This window comes from Inquilinus sp. CA228 (genome assembly GCF_052078665.1).
In the GTDB taxonomy this organism is placed as follows: Bacteria; Pseudomonadota; Alphaproteobacteria; order DSM-16000; family Inquilinaceae; genus Inquilinus.
Genome location: NZ_JBQJIK010000120.1, coordinates 1 through 15,859, shown reverse-complemented (window position 1 = coordinate 15,859; position 15,859 = coordinate 1). Strand labels below are relative to the sequence as shown.

The window sequence follows — 15,859 nt, the reverse complement described above, 5'->3', positions numbered from 1 at the left end:
CAATGTGCGAACCCAACCTTCACCCCGTGCTCTCACCCCGCCGCCTTCGCCTCTCTCCGGCGGCGGTGCAGGATCGGCTCGGTGTAGCCGTTGGGCTGGTCCAGGCCCAGCAGCACCAGGTCCAGCGCCGCCTGGAAGGCGATGCTGCGGTCGAAATCCGGCGCCATCGGCCGGTACAGCGGGTCGCCGGAATTCTGGCCGTCGACCACCGCCGCCATCCGCCGCATCGTCTCCCGCACCTGCGCTTCCGTGCACAGCCCGTGCTGCAGCCAGTTGGCGATGTGCTGGGACGAGATGCGCAGCGTGGCGCGGTCCTCCATCAGCCCGACATCATTGATGTCCGGCACCTTGGAGCAGCCGATGCCCTGGTCGATCCAGCGCACGACATAGCCCAGGATGCCCTGGGCGTTGTTGTCCAGCTCGCGCTGCACCTGCTCCGCCGCCAGGTTGCGGCCGCCCAGCAGCGGCGGGGTCAGGATCGCGTCCAGCTTCGCCTTCGGCCTGGATTTCAGCTCCTCCTGCCGCGCCGCCACGTCGATCGCGTGGTAATGCGTCGCGTGCAGCACCGCCGCGGTCGGCGACGGCACCCAGGCGGTGCTGGCCCCGGCGCGGGGGTGGCCGATCTTGGCCTGCAGCATCTCGGCCATGGCGTCGGGCTTGGCCCACATGCCCTTGCCGATCTGCGCCCGGCCCTTCAGCCCGGCGGCCAGGCCCTGGTCGACATTGTTGTCCTCATAGGCGGACAGCCAGACGGCGTCCTTGATGTCGCCCTTGGGCAGCACCGGCCCGGCCAGCATGCTGGTGTGGATCTCGTCGCCGGTGCGGTCCAGGAAGCCGGTGTTGATGAAGACCAGGCGGTGGCGCACCGTGCGCATGGATTCCTTGAGGTTGACGGTGGTCCGCCGCTCCTCGTCCATCACGCCGACCTTCAGCGTGTGGCGCGGCAGGCCCAGCGCATCCTCGACCCGGCCGAACAGCGCGTCGGTCAGCGCCGCCTCGTCCGGCCCGTGCATCTTCGGCTTGACGATGTAGACGCTGCCGGCCCTGCTGTTGCGCGGCCCGCTGCCCTTCTTCAGGTCGTGGATGGCGCAGAACGCGGTGACCAGGGCGTCGAGGAAGCCTTCCGGCACCTCGTTGTCGTCCTGGTCCAGCACCGCGTCGGTGGTCATCAGATGGCCGACATTGCGCACCAGCATCAGGCTGCGGCCGGGCAGGGTCAGCGTGCCGCCATCGACCGCAGTGTAGGACCGGTCGTCGGCCAGCCGGCGGGTCATGGTCTTGCCGCCCTTGGCGAAGGTCTCGGCCAGGTCGCCCGTCATCAGCCCCAGCCAGTTGCGGTAGACCGCGACCTTGTCCTCGGCATCGACCGCCGCGACCGAATCCTCGCAATCCTGGATGGTGGTGATCGCCGCCTCCAGCACCACGTCCTTGACGCCCGACGGGTTGTCGGCGCCGATCGGATGCGACCGGTCGATCTGCAGCTCGACATGCAGGTTGTGGTTGCGGAACAGCAGGCGGCGCTTGCCGTCCTCGCCGGCATATCCGACGAACTGCTCCGGATGCGCGAGGGCGGTGGTCGAGCCGTCGGCGAGCACGACCTCCAGCGCCGCCGTCCCGCCCGTGGTCAGGCGGTATTCCTTGACCTTGCCGTGGCTGCCGGCCGCCAGCGGGATCGCGGTGTCGAGGAGCCGCGCCGCCTCGGCGATCACTGCCTGGCCGCGCTGTCGGTTGAAGCCGGCACCGGGCGCCAGGTCGCCGGTCTGCGGGATCGCGTCGGTGCCGTAGAGCGCGTCGTACAGGCTGCCCCAGCGGGCATTGGCCGCGTTCAGGGCGAAGCGCCCGTTCATCACCGGCACCACCAGCTGCGGCCCGGCGATGGTCGCGATCTCCGGATCGACGTCGCCGGTGTCGATGGTGAAGTCCGGTCCTTCCTGGCGCAGATAGCCGATGCCGGTCAGGAAGGCGCGGTATTCGGCCGGGTCCAGGGGCTGGCCCCGCCGCTCCTGGTGCCAGGAATCGATCTGCTGCTGCAGCCGGTCGCGCTCCGCCAGCAGCGCCCGGTTGACCGGGCCGAGCTCCGCCACGATCGCGGCGAAGCGGCGCCAGACGGCGTCGGGATCGACACCAGTGCCGGGAGCGATCTCCCGCTCGACCAGATCCGCCAGGGACGAGGCCACCTTTAAGGTGTGCCGGGAAACATACGAGGTCATGTGCAGCGCCGTGGTTGAAGGGCCATGCTATCCGGCTAGTCGAACGGCCGCGGGCGGTCCAGGGCGCCGCGGAAAGTTTCCCGCGATGCGGAAACCGCCGCTCCGATGCTATGAAGAAGTCTACAGCCTTGGACGGGACGGCGTCCCGCCGGATACGGCCTCAGGTCGGATGGAGTCATGAGAGAGAGGCGATCGGCGCCGGCCGGGTCGGCCCCCAGGTCCGGCAGCGTGCAGTCGGTGGAGCGGGCGCTGTCGCTGCTCGAGGCCCTGGGCGAGGATGAGGAGGGCACGCGGCTGACCGACCTCGCGGTCCGCACCGGCCTGTCGCCCTCGACCGTGCACCGCCTGCTGACGACGCTGGAGCAGCGGCGCTTCGTGCAGTTCGACCCGTCGGACGGGATGTGGCACATGGGCCGCCAGGCCTTCGCCGTCGGGTCGGCCTTCGTGCGGCAGCGCAACTTCGTCGCCCCGTCCCTGCCCTTCCTGCGCCGGCTGCGCGACCAGACGCGCGAGACCGCCAATCTCGGCGTCGCCGACGACGGTGAGATGGTGTGCCTGACCCAGGTCGAGAGCCGCGAGATCATGCGCGCCATCACCCGGGTCGGCGGCCGGGCGCCGATGGCGTCCTCCGGCATGGGCAAGGCGATCCTGTCGACCTATTCCGAGGCCGATGTGGCGGCGCTGGTCGCCCGGCACGGCCTGCCGCGGCTGACGCCCCGGTCGCTGACCGGCGCCGCCGCCTTGGCGGGCGAACTCGCCCGGGTGCGGGCACGCGGCTACGCGGTCGATGACGAGGAGTTCGTCACCGGGTTGCGCTGCGTCGCCGCCGTGGTCCATGACGCGCAGGGCGAGGCGCTGTGTGCGATCTCGGTCTCCGGGCTTGCCGCCCGGCTGACCGCGGAGCGGGCGGCGGCGCTGGGCCCGCTGCTGCGCGACACCGCACGCGAACTGACCCGCGTCCTGGGCGGGCGGCCGCCCGACCAGGACGCGGATTGAGTCAGAGTCAGACGGCTTTGAGGTTCTCGGCCGATGACTTGTTGCGGCGCGGGTCCATCTGCTCCTCATAGGAGACCCGCTGGCCTTCGTTCAGGCCGCGCAGCCCGGCGCGCTCGACGGCGGAGATGTGGACGAACACGTCCGGCCCGCCGCCTTCCGGCTGGATGAACCCGAAACCCTTGGTGCTGTTGAACCACTTCACGGTGCCGATCGGCATCGCTTGCCTCCCAGGATAGATGGCGCCGCGCCACAGCGCGCGACGCGTCAGTCGGTCCCCGCGAAGGCAACGATCCAAGACCGCGGATGCGGTCGGCCGGCCATCCGAACCGGAGTGACCACCCATGATGGAGCGGGTTTCGCCGCGATGGCAAGAAGATGATGAGATGGTCTCGGCGCCCGGTCCCGGTGCTCGGCGCCGCTGCTCTCGCTGCGATGGGCTGGCCGCAGGGGCCGGATCATGCGGGGACCTTCACCATCGATGCGACATGAGCTTGCCCGAAGCGGATGAGTTCTGCACGGGTGTGGAGATGCTCCGATGAGACTTTATGGATGGTCGGCCAAGTCTGTCCGATGCTCGGGCGGCGGTCAGGCCGAAGCACCGCCGGATCCCGCCAGCAGGCCGCCGATCGACGCCTTGAACCCGCCGAGGAAGCGCTCGACGATGGCGACGGACGGGCCGGCGATCTCGACATTGATCCGGCGCTTGTCGGCCGGATCGACGCTCTTGCGCAGGTAGCTCTTCTTCGCCAGCTCGTCGATCCGGCGGACGGTGGTGGAATAGGGCGCGTCGATCAGCCCGCACAGCTCGCTGACCGACACCCCGCGCCGCCCGGCCAGCCGGCTGCGGTGCAGGTACATCAGGATCTGGACGTATTCGACGCTGACGAACTCGTCGCCCAGGGCGCCGGCGAGCGACTTGATGATGGCGAGCGAGACGTCGATCAGGGCGACCGGGCTGTCGATCATGGTGGCACCTCCGTCGCCGGGATGGGGCAGATCGGCCGGGTCCTCGCGATGCAGGCTCAGCATCTCGGCATGCTGGGCCACGATGTCGTGGCTGAGGTCGGCCATGCGGTCGAGGGTGGAATCGATCCGGCCGATCTTCCGCCGGAAGCCGGCCAGGAAGGCGAGGTTGCGCCGGATCAGCATGCGGATGGCGGCGTCGCCGAGGCTGTCGTCATAGACGACGTGGCCGACCAGGTCGAAGGCCAGGTCGCTGGCGGACAGCAGGTCGCGACCGGCGACGACGACCAGCTTGCGGGCGCCGCGCAGCGGGCCGAGGATTCGGCGCGCCAAGGCGACGTCCACCGGCCTGGGCAGCGAGCTGACATAGACCAGGACCAGATCCGGCTCGAGCGAGCGGATCTGCGGCATGTGATCGCCGGCGATCGGCAGCTCGAACAGATCCGCAAAGGGGCGGATCTCGCCACGCACCAGGTCAAGGTCCGGCGGCCGGGTGCCGTACAGGACCGCGAGCTTGAGCCTGGCCTTCGCCGTCGTGCCGGCGGTGCTGTCCTGATGGTCGCCCATGAAGCCTCCCGTCCGTCAGAAGGTCGCGGTGACGACGACGAGGTCGGTGTAGGTGCCGGCGGCGGGGGCCACCGCCAGCGGGGTGGTCAGTTGGCCGCAGACCTGGTGGTTGTTGATCGCGCTGACGATGGTGCCGGTGCCGGCCAGCGGCGAGGCCGTGGTCCAGGCCAGGTTGCAACCCGGCTGGAACAGCGCATAGGCCAGATAGTCGGTGCCTTTCCGCATCCGCCGGGTGCCGCCGCTAACGTTCTGGCCGTCGCCGATGGTGATGCTGTAGGGCGTCTGATAGGTGCAGCGGATGCCGACATTGCCGAACTGCCGCACGCCGGTCGAGCTCGCCCGCGCCGCCGCGACCGAGCCCCAGGAGCCGAAATCGACGTCCTGGAAGTTCTCGAACTGGCAGTTCTTGAGCACGGTCGAGGTGACGGTGAAGGACGTGACCATGGTGCCGGTCGTGCTCGACAGCCCGGCCTCGCAGCTGGCGTTGCCGGGGCTGACGAGATACTGGCTGACCAGCTGGTAGGTGTCGGTATAGGTCCCCGGCCGGACCCGGTCCTGCTGCTGCCGGTCGAGATAGGTCAGGTTCAGCTGGGTGGTGCTGTCCCAGTACGTCCCGGTCCCGCCGCCTTGAATGGTCAGGAGGATGCCGCCGGTCGAGCGGCTGCCGCCGCCGTCCCGGGCGAAGCGGCGGTTGAAACCGTCCTTCATCTCCCAGGCCAGGCGGGAATCGGTGTCCCGGGTCTGGTAGTAGGTGTAGTCGTCCGGGCCGATCTGGTTGCCGGCGGCGCGGATATAGGAGCAGATCCGGAACCCCGTGACCGGGCGCGGCGATTGGCAGATGTATTGGACCGTGCCCGTGACCTTGGCCCCCGCATTCGGCACGATGTCGACCGTCGTGGTGCCGAGATTCGAAATGCTGCCGACCTTGCAGGTCTGGGCCTGCGCGCCCGTCGGCGCGGACAGCAGCGCGAGGGCGGCGAGCGGGGCGAGGACGAGCAGGCGGGGCAGCGCGGTCATGGCGGCGGAGTTCCTGGACATCGTCAATAGGCGACGGTGAGGCGGACCGGGGCGCGGTCGCCGGCGGGTCCGCCCGCCGCGGGCGCGGCGCGGGCATAGAGCGGGACGGTGACGGGGTTGCCGGTGCCGTGGCCGGGGACGGTGTCGATGCCGGGCCGGTCGCCCCAGACGCTCTTGCGGTCGGGGTCGCTATACAGCCGGAAGGGGATGGCGGGCGCGCCGCCGCCAGCGTCGAGGGCGAGGAGATAGGGCAGGCCGTTGGAGCAGTCGATGGCGACGCTGCCCGTACCGTCGACCGCCCCGCCGCCGGGCGTGAGACCGGGGAAGCTCAGGACGGCGTCGCGGTCGACGCGGCATGCGGTCTGGATCGTGATCGCGATGCGCAGCGCCGAGATGCCGGCGATGCGCGGGCCGGCGGTGCCGGGCGCGTTGTCGCCGGGCAGCGAGCCGAGACCGATGCTCGGTCCGGGGCCGCCCGTTGCGGCCTCCTGGGCCCGGGCCGGCGGCAGCCAGGCCCAGCTGGCCGCGAGGACCAGGGCGATGGCGATGCCGGCCAGGGCGACGAGATGCGAGGAGCGCATGGGATCCTCCGGTCTCAGCGGCATGGGATGGGTCCGATCTCGGGCTGGGCGCCCGGGACGGCCTGGTAATCGAAGCCGGCGCGGCAGGTGCCGGCGGCCTCGGGCAGGGTGACGATCACGCCGTTCCGGCCGGACAGGCCGGTGATGTAGGTGCGCCCGTCATAGCCGGTGACGGTGGCCTGGTCGGTGCCGTCGAGCTGGACCACCGCCCCGACCGGCAGCGGCTTGCCGTCCGGCCCGGTCAGGCTGACCACGGCGGCGTCCACCTTCTTCACCCCGAAATCGACCACCGCGCCGGAGCGGTCGGCCGGCACCACCACGGTCTGGGTCGCGTCCGGCTGCAGGTCGAGCGCCAGGTTGGCCGGGTCGATCGCGATCGTGTTGTTCTGGTAGGACTGCAGATAGGGCACGAAGGCGCGGCCGCCGGAGTTGGTGGTGGCGACCCGGCGGTTGTTGAGCGAGACCTCGACATTCGGGCCGCCGGCCTTGACCACGGCGAAGGCGTCGTCGACCCGGTTGGCCAGGAACACGCCGCCGCCGGCGGCGACGATCGAGCCCTCGACCGTGCCGGTGACGCGGCCCATGTCGCCCGACTGCTCGAGCGAGCCCTGGAGATAGGCGACGGCGGCGCGGTAGTTGACCGAGGCGGCGCGGTTGCCGGTGCCGTCGACCGTCTCCTGGTCGCGGACGGCCCAGCCGAGCGAGCCTTCCTCGAGCCGGGCGGATTTGGTCAGGCTGGTGTCGAAGCTGGCGCGGTTGCCGTTGCGCGAGACATTGGCCGAGCCGGTCATGTCGCCGCCGAGCGGGATGGTGACGCCGGCGAAGACGCCGTAGTTGCTGCGGTCGTCGAAATCGCCGTAGCCGGTGACGTAGACCGAGACGTCGTCGAAGATGGTGCGCGACCAGGAGGCGGTGAGGATCGAGGAATCGCCGTTCTCGCCGGCGCCGCGGATGCGGGAGAAGCCGAGGCTGAGCGAGGACGGGTCGAAGCCGAGCGGGAAGGACAGGCCGGTGCGCAGGATCTCGCGGGCGCGGGACGAGATCGGGGCGTCGTTGCCGTGCCGGCGGTCGACCACCAGGCCGACATCGTTGTAGTCGCCGATCATGCGGTCGGCGCCGGCATAGAAGGAGTAGCCGAGGCGGGAGACCTGGTAGAAGGCCGAGACCTTGCCGCCGGTCTCGTCGCCGTCCCTGGCGCCGTACTGGCTGGCGGCGGCCGAGGCGTTGACGGCGCCGTAGGGGCCGAAGCTGGTGACGACACCGGCGCCGCCGTTGAACAGGCCGCGGGTGGCCTCGGCATGGCCCTCCAGCGTCATCCAGTCGGTGAGGCCGTAGCGGATGCTGGCCGAGCCGGCCAGGCTGCGGTCGTATTTGAACGAGCTGTCGCCATAGCCGAGGCGGACGAAGCCGAGCTCGACCGAGAAGTCGAAATAGTCCTCGCGCAGCATGTCCGGCGCGAAGAAGTAGGAGCGCTGGGTGACGACCTCGCGGCCGAGCGCGTCCTTCATGACGATGCGGGCGTCGCCGCCGCCGCCGAGAAAGGGCAGGCCGGTGAAGTCGAAGGGCCCGGCCGGGACCTCGCCGGAGAACACCCGGATGTTGTTCAGGTAGAGGTCGAGGGTCGAGGGCACCGAGGCGGTGCCGGCCAGGTTCGGCACCGGGCTGGTGACCAGGTCCGGGCGGATGTCGAAGTTGCGTTTGAACTGCAGGCCGCCGAAGCGGTAGGACGAGGACCAGGACAGCGCGGCCGAGATGCTGTCGCCGGCCTGGTAGACCAGCAGGCTCTCCGGATCGGTGTAGCGCCAGGCGCTGTCGAGGCGGATGAAGCCGTTGCTCTCGTCGTCGAAATTGTCGAAGTCGTTGACCCGGGCCAGCGCCGTGGTCGAGCCGATGCCGTAGGGCGTCAGGACGCGCGCGTCGAAGCTGCCGCTGAGCGTGCTGGTGCTGCCGTCGTTGCTCCAGTCGTACTGCGACGTGCCGTACAGCGTGTAGTTCATCAGGAAGCCGAGATCCGAGCGCACCGCGGACAGGTCGACCGGCCGGCTGCCGGAGCCGACATCGACGCTGGTCGGCACCCGGGCGTCGTCGGGGGCGGTGAACACCACCACCTGCTTCGGCTCGTTATAGCGCCAGGTGACGCCGGCCAGGCTGTCGAGCGGGATCAGCCCGTCGCCATCGACGGTGCCGATCTTGGGCTGGATGCCGGCGGTCCGCAGGTCGCCCGGTGTAGCCGCCAGCCGGCCGTCCGGCAGGCGCCTGAAGGTGGCCAGCGTGCCGGTCGACCGGTCGTTGACGATGACGCCCAGCAGCAGGTCCTGGCTCGGGTCCACCCCGTCAGGGGGCGGCACGTCGGGTGGTGGCACGTCCTGGGCGATCGCCGGCGCCGCGGCGCCGAGGGCGAGAAGCAGGCACCAGGAGGCAACGCGCCGCTTAACGACCGGCGACCGTCGCCGTCTGGTTGACTGCATAATCGTCCCCCTTGGCGGTGATGCTGACGCTGCTGCCCGGCTGGATCCGCTGGGCGCCGGCGCTGGCGGCCCAGCGGCGGGTAGCGCCCGGCAGGACATAGCCGTTCAGGCCCTGGCCGAAGGCGACCTGGCCGGCGGGCGAGGCGACCGTCAGGTTGGCGATCTTGGCGTGGCGGCTGCCGGTGTTGGTGGCCTCGACCACCAGGCTGCCGCCGTCGCGGCGGACGTCCCAGCGCAGCTCGGCGCCGGCGGCGCGGTCGGCGAAGAACACGGGGATCGAGTAGCGGATGACAAGGTTCACGGCGTCGGCCGGCCGGCGGACATTGACCTCGGGCAGCTCGTCGATCAGCAGGCGGTAGGTCGCCTCGCCGCTGGTCACCGGCGCGGCGATGCGGGCGACGCGGATGGTGTAGGTCGTGCCCGGCTGCAGCGATGCGGCCGGCGGGCTGGCGACGACGTCGGTGGCGGGGGCCAGCTGATCCTCGCCGCCGTCCTGCGTCCATTTGTAGACGCGGACCTGGACGTTGACCGGCCGGTCGCCATTGTTGCGGAGATTGACGGCAGACGCCTGGGCCGGCGCGGTCAGGTCGACGGAGACGGGCGACACCTGGAGGGATGCCGCCCGCCCGTCTTGCGCAAAGACCAGCCCAGGGACGACCGCGAGAAGCGCGAGAAGCCGGCGCATCAGGGGTGTCCTCGGGTTGGCGGTCAGTAGGTGACGGTGATGGTGACGGTGTCGCTGTAGACGCCGGCCGAGGGGGTGGTCTGCGGCGGGACGCGGCCGAACACCTGGGTGCCCTGGACGGTGCCGTCGGCGGTCTTCGACACGGTGTTGCCGCTGGCGCCGGTGGTGTTGCCCCAGACCGTGGTCCGGGCCGAGTCCTGGTACAGCTGGTAGGACACGAACTCGGTGCCGTTCTTCATCCGGCGGGTGTTGATGTCGCCGGGCGAGGACGGGTTCAGGCCGGCGTTGAGGCCGATCTGGTAGGCGGTGCCGCTGGTGCACTGCACCTGGATCGCGCCGGTGCCGCTGGTCGCAGTCTGGCCGTCCACATTGGCGTTCAGCACGCCGCGGCTGCCGAAGTCGAGCACGGCGTCGCCGGCTCCGGCGCCGCCGCTGCCGGAATTGACCTGGCATTCCTTGGTGATGGTGATCTTGACCTGCAGGTTGCCGGTCGCCGTCGCGGCGTTCGCGGCAGTCGTGAACCCTGCCGCGGCCAGCGCCGCCGCGGCGAGGATCGGGGTAAAAGCCTTCATCGTCCTCTCCAAAAACCATGTTATGAGGCCGGGCTTCTCAATTGCCCGGTTCAGCCCGCACCCCTTCCCCTGGCCACCGCTGGCCTGCCGGCGAATCGTGCGCTCTGACGCGTGTGCCCAAGGCGCTCCCATCCCCCGGGAGCCACGTTTGAACTGATTTGTATCAAATTTTAGGTAATTTAGATTAATCCGAGCAAGAGCAATCTTTCCCGTTTTTGAGAGGATCGGTCCCGGCGGCCCATTCTCAGGATTGAATTCCGCGCGGAATCAAGGAGATATGGCGCGCCGACGGCTTGGGTGCCGCGCCGGCCCTGGCTACGATAGCCGTGGGCAGGGGCGGCGGCCGGACCGGGATCGCAGGGGGGGTGGAATGCAGGGGCAGATCGGACTCTGGCTGGACTGGGTCGGCGTGGCCGTCTTCGCACTGACCGGCGCGCTGGTCGCGGCGCGCCGCCAGGCCGATCCGGTCGGCTTCATCATCCTGGCCACCGCCACCGGCATCGGCGGCGGCACCCTGCGCGACCTGCTGCTCGGCATCGGGCCAGTGTTCTGGATCGCCGATCCGGTCGACCTGGTGATCTGCGTCGTCGTAGCCCTGACCGTGTTCTTCGGCCACCCGACCTTTCCGGTCCGCGCCGGCGATGGCCGGCGGCGCCGGGTGATCGTCTGGGCCGATGCGGTCGGGATGGCGCTGTTCGCGGTCACCGGGGCGGAACGGGCCGTGGATGCGGGGGCGCCGGCGGTCTCGGCGATCGTGCTCGGCGCCATGACCGCGACCTTCGGCGGCATCATCCGCGACGTCATCATCGGCCAGGTCACGCTGATCGTCAGCGGCGAGATCTACGTCACCGCCGCCGTCCTGGGGGCCTCGGTCTATGTGGTGGTCCGGGCGATCTCCGGCGACGCGCTGCTGGCCGCCTGCCTCGGCGCCGCGGCCGCCTTCGGCCTGCGGGCGCTGGCGCTCGGCCTCGGCTGGTCGCTGCCGCGCTTCCCATCGGACACGCCCAAGGGCTGAGGGCGCCGGGCCTATGCCGCATTCCTGAAGGATTTGGCCTGAAGGATTTGGCGGTTGTCGCCGATGCGCTCACACTTCCACGGTGAACCGGCGGCAGCCACGTCCGTCCGGACTGAAGGAGGAGATCGACCATGGGCCATACCTACGCCATCACCGAGCTCGCCGGCTCGTCCGAGAAGGGCCTCGAGGACGCGATCCAGGGCGCCGTCGCCACCGCGTCGAAGACCCTGCGCAACCTGGACTGGTTCGAGGTGAAGGAGATCCGCGGCCAACTCAAGGACGGCAAGGTGGCGCATTACCAGGTCGTGCTGCGCCTCGGCTTCCGCTACGACGAGAAGTAGCCCAGGCCTTCGGAGGGGCTGTCAGGCCAACCCCTCCAGCAGCGCTTCCGCCACCCGCCCGGCGCCGAGTCCGTCGCACAGCGCGGCGGAGGCGCGGGACAGGCGGTGCAGTCCGTCCGTGTCGCCGAGGAAGGCCGCAATCGCCGCCCGCAGCGCGGCGTCGTCCAGCGCCGCCGCGTCGCCGGCCAGCGCGACGCTGCCGGAGACGGCCAGGGCCTGCGCCGCCGGCCGCTGGTTGTCGGCCAGGGTGACGGCCAGCGTCGGCAGGCCGAGGCAGCAGCGTTCCCAGGAGCTGCTGCCCATCGCCCCGATCGCCGCATCCGCCTCCAGCATCGCCCGCGCCATGTCCTCGAGCCCGACATGGCAGCGGAAGCGCGGATCGGCGGCGGCGATCGCCCGCACCCGGGCGATGCTGGGCGCGACCGGCCCCAGCACCACCTCGGCGCGGGCGAAATCCGGGATGGTCGCCAGGGCGGCGCAGACCCGGCCGGTGATCCCGCCGACATCGGTCAGGCCGAGCGACACCAGGATCGTCTGCGGCCGTGCCATCTCCCGGCGCCGCGCCAGCGCCGCCGGCCGCAATGCGGGAAAATCCGGGCGCAGCAGGGCGTGGTCGAGGCCGATCAGCCGCCGGCAGCCGGGCGGCAGCAGCCCGTCATAGCCGGCGGCGTCGGTGCCGAAATTCTGATTGAGCAGCAGGTCGCAATGGTGCGGCGCCGCGACCAGGTCGTCGATCACCAGCAGGCGGCGCGCGGCGGCGGCGAAGGCGCGCTCCTCCGGCGCCGTCCAGCGATAGAGGTCGCAGACCGCCGCGTCGGCCCCGCCCGGCCAGGCCGCGCGGACCGCCGCCACCGCCGCCTCGGGGCTTGGCTCGACCACCCGGCAGGCGATTCCGGCCAAGGCCGGCAGCACGGCCGCGGCCTCGCCGTTCACCAGGAACAGGCAGTCCGCGCCCCGATCGGCCAGGGCCCGGGCCAGGGTCAGGCAACGCATCGCATGGCCGCCGCCGATCGCGCCCGACGCCTCAAGCCGGAAGGCGATGCGGGGCCCGGCGCTGCTCTCAGACGGTCCAGCCATCGAGCGCACCCGGCCGCTTGATCTCGATCTCGACGAAGGCGATCGGGTGTGGCGAGCCGTTCATCACGTCGTGGCGGATGCCGGCGGGGCGCATATAGGCTTGGCCCTCGGCCAGCGGCACCGCGGTCTCGGTCTCGCCGTTGTGGATCCGCAGCGTCCCGGCGCGCAGCATGATGACGAAATAGGGGAAGCCGTGCTGGTGCCAGCCGGTCGCGGCGCCCGGCTCGAAGTCCCAGCGCGTGATCCGGACGATGTCGTCGTCCTGCTGTACGGTCGGCGTCGCCCGCGGCGCGTCGTGGAAGGCCATGGTTTCTGCTGCTCCGACCCTGTGTCGGCGCCCACAGTGCGGGCTGGGGCGGCCAGGGGCAAGCGGTCGGCGTCGTTGTCAGCCCCGGGCGGAGGGGCTAGACAAACGAAAACACGAGGAGGGGGCGGACGATGCGGGGATGGATGGGGGCGGTTGCTCTGGCGACGGCGGTCACGGCGGGGTCGGCCGGTCCTGCCGCGGCCCAGACGGTGTCGGTGCTGACGCCCTATCTCTCCGCCGTCGCCACCGGCGAGATGGTCAAGACCTTCAAGGCCGATGCCGAAAGGCACGGCTGGACCGTCTCGGTGGTCGACACAGCCGGCGATTTCGGTGCCCTGGCCAGCCGGGTCGAGGACGTCGTCAACGCCCGCACCGGCGCCATCGTGCTGGTGTCGATCAACCCGGCGCAGATCCAGGACCAGGTCGGCAAGGCCGCGGCCGCCGGCATCCCGGTCTTCGCCATCGATGGCGCGGCGGGTCCGGGGGTGACGCTGAACGTCACCTCGGACAACCACGCCCTCGGCAAGACCATGACCGACCACCTGTTCGGCCGGCTGGGCGGCAAGGGCACGATCGTCCGCTTCTTCCATTCCGCCCATCCCGGCGTGCATCAGCGCGAGATCGCGCTGGACGAGGCGTTGCAGGCGGCGCCGGGCATCCGCCAGGTGGCCGACCATTACGTCCAGGTGCCGGGCCAGATCGACGACAGCCGCAACGCCATGGAGGCGATGCTGGCCGCCAACCCGGCGCCGGGCGCGATCGACGCCGTCTGGGCGGCCTGGGACGAGCCCGGCATCGGCGCCCTGCTGGCGCTGCAGGCGGCCGGGCGCGGCGACATCGTCATCGCCGGCATCGATGGCAACCCGCAGGCGATCGACCTGATCCGGCAATGCACGCCCTTCATCGCCACGGTGCGGCAGAACTTCGCCGAGATGGCGACGATCACGGCCGGGCAGATGGCCAAGGTCTTCGCCGGCGGCAAGCCGGACGCGGCCGAGCTCTACGCCCCCGGCACGCTGGTCACGCGCGACAGCCTGGGCGTGACCTGCCCGTGAGTCTCCAGGGCAAGCACCATGGCGGCTGAGGCGGCGGCGGCGCGTCTGGTCGAACGCTTCGGCACGCCGGTGGCGCTGGCCGCGATCGTGCTCGGCTTCGCCCTGGCCCGGCCCGACGCCTTCGCCACCGCCGCCAACCTGCTCAACGTCACCCAGCAGATGGCGATCCTGGCGATCGTCGCCGCCGCCGCGACCCTCGTCATGGTGGTCGGCGAATTCGACCTGTCGGTCGGCTTCGTCGCCTCGCTGGCCGGCGTGCTGGTGGTCAAGCTGCTGGCCGCCGGCACCGGACCGGCCCCGGCGATCCTGCTGACGCTGCTGGCCTGCGGCCTGGTCGGTGCACTGAACGGTCTGGTGGTGCATGGGCTCAGGGCACCGTCCTTCATCGCCACCCTGGCGCTCGGCACCATCGCCTCAGGCGTCGCCTACTGGCTGTCCGGCGGCGCCAGCCTGTTCCAGGGCATCCCGCCGGGCTTCACCACGCTGGCCCGGGCCGCGGCCGGCCCGGTGCCGGTGCTGACGCTGTGGATGCTGGCGGTGCTGCTCGCGGCCGGCGGCACCCTGGCCCTGACCGTGTTCGGCCGGCGGCTGATCGCGATCGGCAGCAACCGCGAGGCGGCGCGCCTGTCCGGGGTGCCGATCGGCCGGCCGGTGGTCGCCGTCTTCGCCATCTCCGCGGCGCTGTGCGGCCTGGCCGGGGTGCTGCTGGCGGCGCGGCTCGGCAGCGTCCAGCACACCATGGGCGAAAGCCTGCTGCTGCCGGCCTATGCCGCCGTCTTCCTCGGCATGACCGCCTTCCGCGGCGGCCGGCCGAATGTGCTTGGCTCCGCGGTCGGCGTCGCCATCATCGCGGTGCTGGCGAACGGGCTGACCATCCTCAATGTCGATCCCTTCTTCCAGAAGATGGTGACCGGCGCGATCATCATCGCCGCGGTGATGTTGCGCCGCTTCGGCATGGCGGCGGCGCGATGAGCATCCTCCTGGTCTTCGATCTCGGCAGCACGGCGCTGAAGCTGGTCGCCTTCGGCGAGGATGGCCGCCCGGCCCGGCAGGTCGAGGCGCGCCATCCGACCCGGTCGATTCCCGGCGGCGGGCAGGAGCAGGATCCGGAGGACTGGTGGACCGCCGCCGTCACCGCCTGCGCCGCCCTGCCGGCGGCGATGCGCGATTCGGTGCGGGCGATCGCGCTGGTCGGCACCATGGAGAATCTGGTGCCGCTCGACGCCGACGGGCGCCCGGTGCGGCCGGCCCTGCTGTACAGCGACGGCCGCAGCGGCGTGACGTTTCCGGCGATCCGCGACCGGCTGCTGGCGGCGGGCGCCCCGGCGGTGCTGGGCAATGCGCCCGGGCCGCTGAACACGATCGCCAAGTTCCGCTGGCTGCAGCAGGCCGAGCCCGAGGCGGCGCGGCGGGTGGCGACCATCCTGCCGGGGGCCAAGGACTATCTGGCGCTGCGGCTGACCGGACGGATCGCCACCGACCCGGCCGCCGCCACCACGGTCGGGCTGATGGACATCGCCCGGCGTGTCTGGTCGGCGCCGCTGGTCGAGGCGGTCGGCCTCGACCCCGCTTTGCTGCCGCCGATCCTGCCGGCCGATGCCGTGATCGGGACACTGCGGCCGACGGCGGCGCTCGCGCTCGGATTGCCGATGGATTGTCCGGTGGTGAATGGCTGCGGCGACGCCGCGGCCTCGACCTTCGGCGCGGCGGCCGACGGCCAGCTCCATGTCTATCTCGGCACCAGCGGCTGGGTGGCGCGCAGCCGGCCGCTCGACCCCGCGGCGCTGCCGCGCCCCTTCACCACCCTGGCGCATCCGCGCGCCGGCTGGGCGATCGAGATCGCGCCGCTGCTGACCGCCGGCGATGCCGCCGGCTGGTTCGGCCGGATCGCCGGCGCCGAGCTGGCGGTGCTGGATGCCGAGGCGGAGGCGGCCGATTCGGCGCCGCCGGAGACGCTGTTCCTGCCCTATCTGTATGTCTAGCGCTCGCCCATCGACGACCAGGC

General features: G+C 71.2%; 16 protein-coding genes. 6 read left to right on the top strand and 10 right to left on the bottom strand.

Annotated elements, in window-relative coordinates:
• Window positions 1-32: 32 nt before the first annotated feature.
• Window positions 33-2,210, bottom strand: a complete 2,178-nt coding sequence (locus ACTOWL_RS35705; RefSeq protein ID WP_441326065.1) for a malate synthase G — start codon at window positions 2,208-2,210, stop codon at window positions 33-35.
• Window positions 2,211-2,387: 177 nt separating this feature from the next.
• Between ACTOWL_RS35705 and ACTOWL_RS35700 the strand changes: the two genes are divergently transcribed.
• Window positions 2,388-3,206: an IclR family transcriptional regulator gene (locus ACTOWL_RS35700; protein ID WP_441326064.1), complete on the top strand. Its 819-nt coding sequence runs from the start codon at window positions 2,388-2,390 to the stop codon at window positions 3,204-3,206.
• Between the two features lie 7 nt (window positions 3,207-3,213).
• Here ACTOWL_RS35700 and ACTOWL_RS35695 read toward each other — a convergent pair whose 3' ends face one another.
• From ACTOWL_RS35695 to ACTOWL_RS35665, 7 genes are all read right to left on the bottom strand, one after another.
• A complete protein-coding gene (locus ACTOWL_RS35695) occupies window positions 3,214-3,423 on the bottom strand; it encodes a cold-shock protein (RefSeq protein WP_380303925.1) in 210 nt (69 codons plus the stop codon).
• Window positions 3,424-3,791: 368 nt separating this feature from the next.
• Window positions 3,792-4,736, bottom strand: a complete 945-nt coding sequence (locus ACTOWL_RS35690; RefSeq protein ID WP_441326063.1) for a hypothetical protein — start codon at window positions 4,734-4,736, stop codon at window positions 3,792-3,794.
• A 15-nt stretch (window positions 4,737-4,751) separates the two neighbouring features.
• Window positions 4,752-5,753, bottom strand: a complete 1,002-nt coding sequence (locus ACTOWL_RS35685; RefSeq protein WP_441326062.1) for a Csu type fimbrial protein — start codon at window positions 5,751-5,753, stop codon at window positions 4,752-4,754.
• Window positions 5,754-5,776: 23 nt separating this feature from the next.
• Window positions 5,777-6,334 (bottom strand): spore coat protein U domain-containing protein, encoded by a 558-nt coding sequence (locus tag ACTOWL_RS35680; RefSeq protein ID WP_441326061.1) that lies wholly within the window; start codon window positions 6,332-6,334, stop codon window positions 5,777-5,779.
• 14 nt (window positions 6,335-6,348) lie between these two features.
• Window positions 6,349-8,802 carry a fimbria/pilus outer membrane usher protein gene (locus ACTOWL_RS35675; RefSeq protein WP_441326060.1) on the bottom strand — a complete coding sequence of 818 codons (2,454 nt, stop codon included), beginning with the start codon at window positions 8,800-8,802 and terminating at the stop codon, window positions 6,349-6,351.
• Complete coding sequence (locus tag ACTOWL_RS35670) at window positions 8,765-9,487, bottom strand: fimbrial biogenesis chaperone (protein WP_441326059.1); 723 nt, start codon at window positions 9,485-9,487, stop codon at window positions 8,765-8,767. The genes ACTOWL_RS35675 and ACTOWL_RS35670 overlap by 38 nt, the downstream gene beginning before the upstream one ends.
• Window positions 9,488-9,510: 23 nt before the next feature.
• Window positions 9,511-10,059 (bottom strand): Csu type fimbrial protein, encoded by a 549-nt coding sequence (locus ACTOWL_RS35665; protein WP_441326058.1) that lies wholly within the window; start codon window positions 10,057-10,059, stop codon window positions 9,511-9,513.
• A 370-nt stretch (window positions 10,060-10,429) separates the two neighbouring features.
• Here ACTOWL_RS35665 and ACTOWL_RS35660 point away from each other — a divergent pair, with 370 nt between their 5' ends.
• Both ACTOWL_RS35660 and ACTOWL_RS35655 read left to right on the top strand, forming a co-directional pair.
• Window positions 10,430-11,074 carry a trimeric intracellular cation channel family protein gene (locus tag ACTOWL_RS35660; protein WP_441326057.1) on the top strand — a complete coding sequence of 215 codons (645 nt, stop codon included), beginning with the start codon at window positions 10,430-10,432 and terminating at the stop codon, window positions 11,072-11,074.
• 131 nt (window positions 11,075-11,205) lie between these two features.
• Window positions 11,206-11,415, top strand: a complete 210-nt coding sequence (locus tag ACTOWL_RS35655; RefSeq protein WP_438605711.1) for a dodecin — start codon at window positions 11,206-11,208, stop codon at window positions 11,413-11,415.
• 21 nt (window positions 11,416-11,436) lie between these two features.
• Here the strand turns inward: ACTOWL_RS35655 and pseG are convergent, their stop codons facing one another.
• Both pseG and ACTOWL_RS35645 read right to left on the bottom strand, forming a co-directional pair.
• Window positions 11,437-12,492 carry a UDP-2,4-diacetamido-2,4,6-trideoxy-beta-L-altropyranose hydrolase gene (gene pseG / locus ACTOWL_RS35650; protein ID WP_441326056.1) on the bottom strand — a complete coding sequence of 352 codons (1,056 nt, stop codon included), beginning with the start codon at window positions 12,490-12,492 and terminating at the stop codon, window positions 11,437-11,439.
• On the bottom strand, window positions 12,476-12,799 hold the full coding sequence (locus ACTOWL_RS35645) for a cupin domain-containing protein (RefSeq protein WP_441326055.1): 324 nt from the start codon (window positions 12,797-12,799) through the stop codon (window positions 12,476-12,478). Before ACTOWL_RS35645 ends, pseG begins: the two co-directional genes overlap by 17 nt.
• Before the next feature lie 131 nt (window positions 12,800-12,930).
• Between ACTOWL_RS35645 and ACTOWL_RS35640 the strand changes: the two genes are divergently transcribed.
• From ACTOWL_RS35640 to ACTOWL_RS35630, 3 genes are read left to right on the top strand one after another with little or no spacing between them, the layout of a single operon-like run.
• Window positions 12,931-13,854 carry a substrate-binding domain-containing protein gene (locus tag ACTOWL_RS35640; RefSeq protein ID WP_441326054.1) on the top strand — a complete coding sequence of 308 codons (924 nt, stop codon included), beginning with the start codon at window positions 12,931-12,933 and terminating at the stop codon, window positions 13,852-13,854.
• An 18-nt stretch (window positions 13,855-13,872) separates the two neighbouring features.
• Window positions 13,873-14,826 carry an ABC transporter permease gene (locus tag ACTOWL_RS35635; RefSeq protein ID WP_441326053.1) on the top strand — a complete coding sequence of 318 codons (954 nt, stop codon included), beginning with the start codon at window positions 13,873-13,875 and terminating at the stop codon, window positions 14,824-14,826.
• The gene (locus ACTOWL_RS35630) at window positions 14,823-15,836 is read left to right on the top strand and encodes an FGGY family carbohydrate kinase (protein WP_441326052.1); all 1,014 of its coding nucleotides are present in this window, start codon (window positions 14,823-14,825) and stop codon (window positions 15,834-15,836) included. The genes ACTOWL_RS35635 and ACTOWL_RS35630 overlap by 4 nt, the downstream gene beginning before the upstream one ends.
• Window positions 15,837-15,859: the final 23 nt, after the last annotated feature.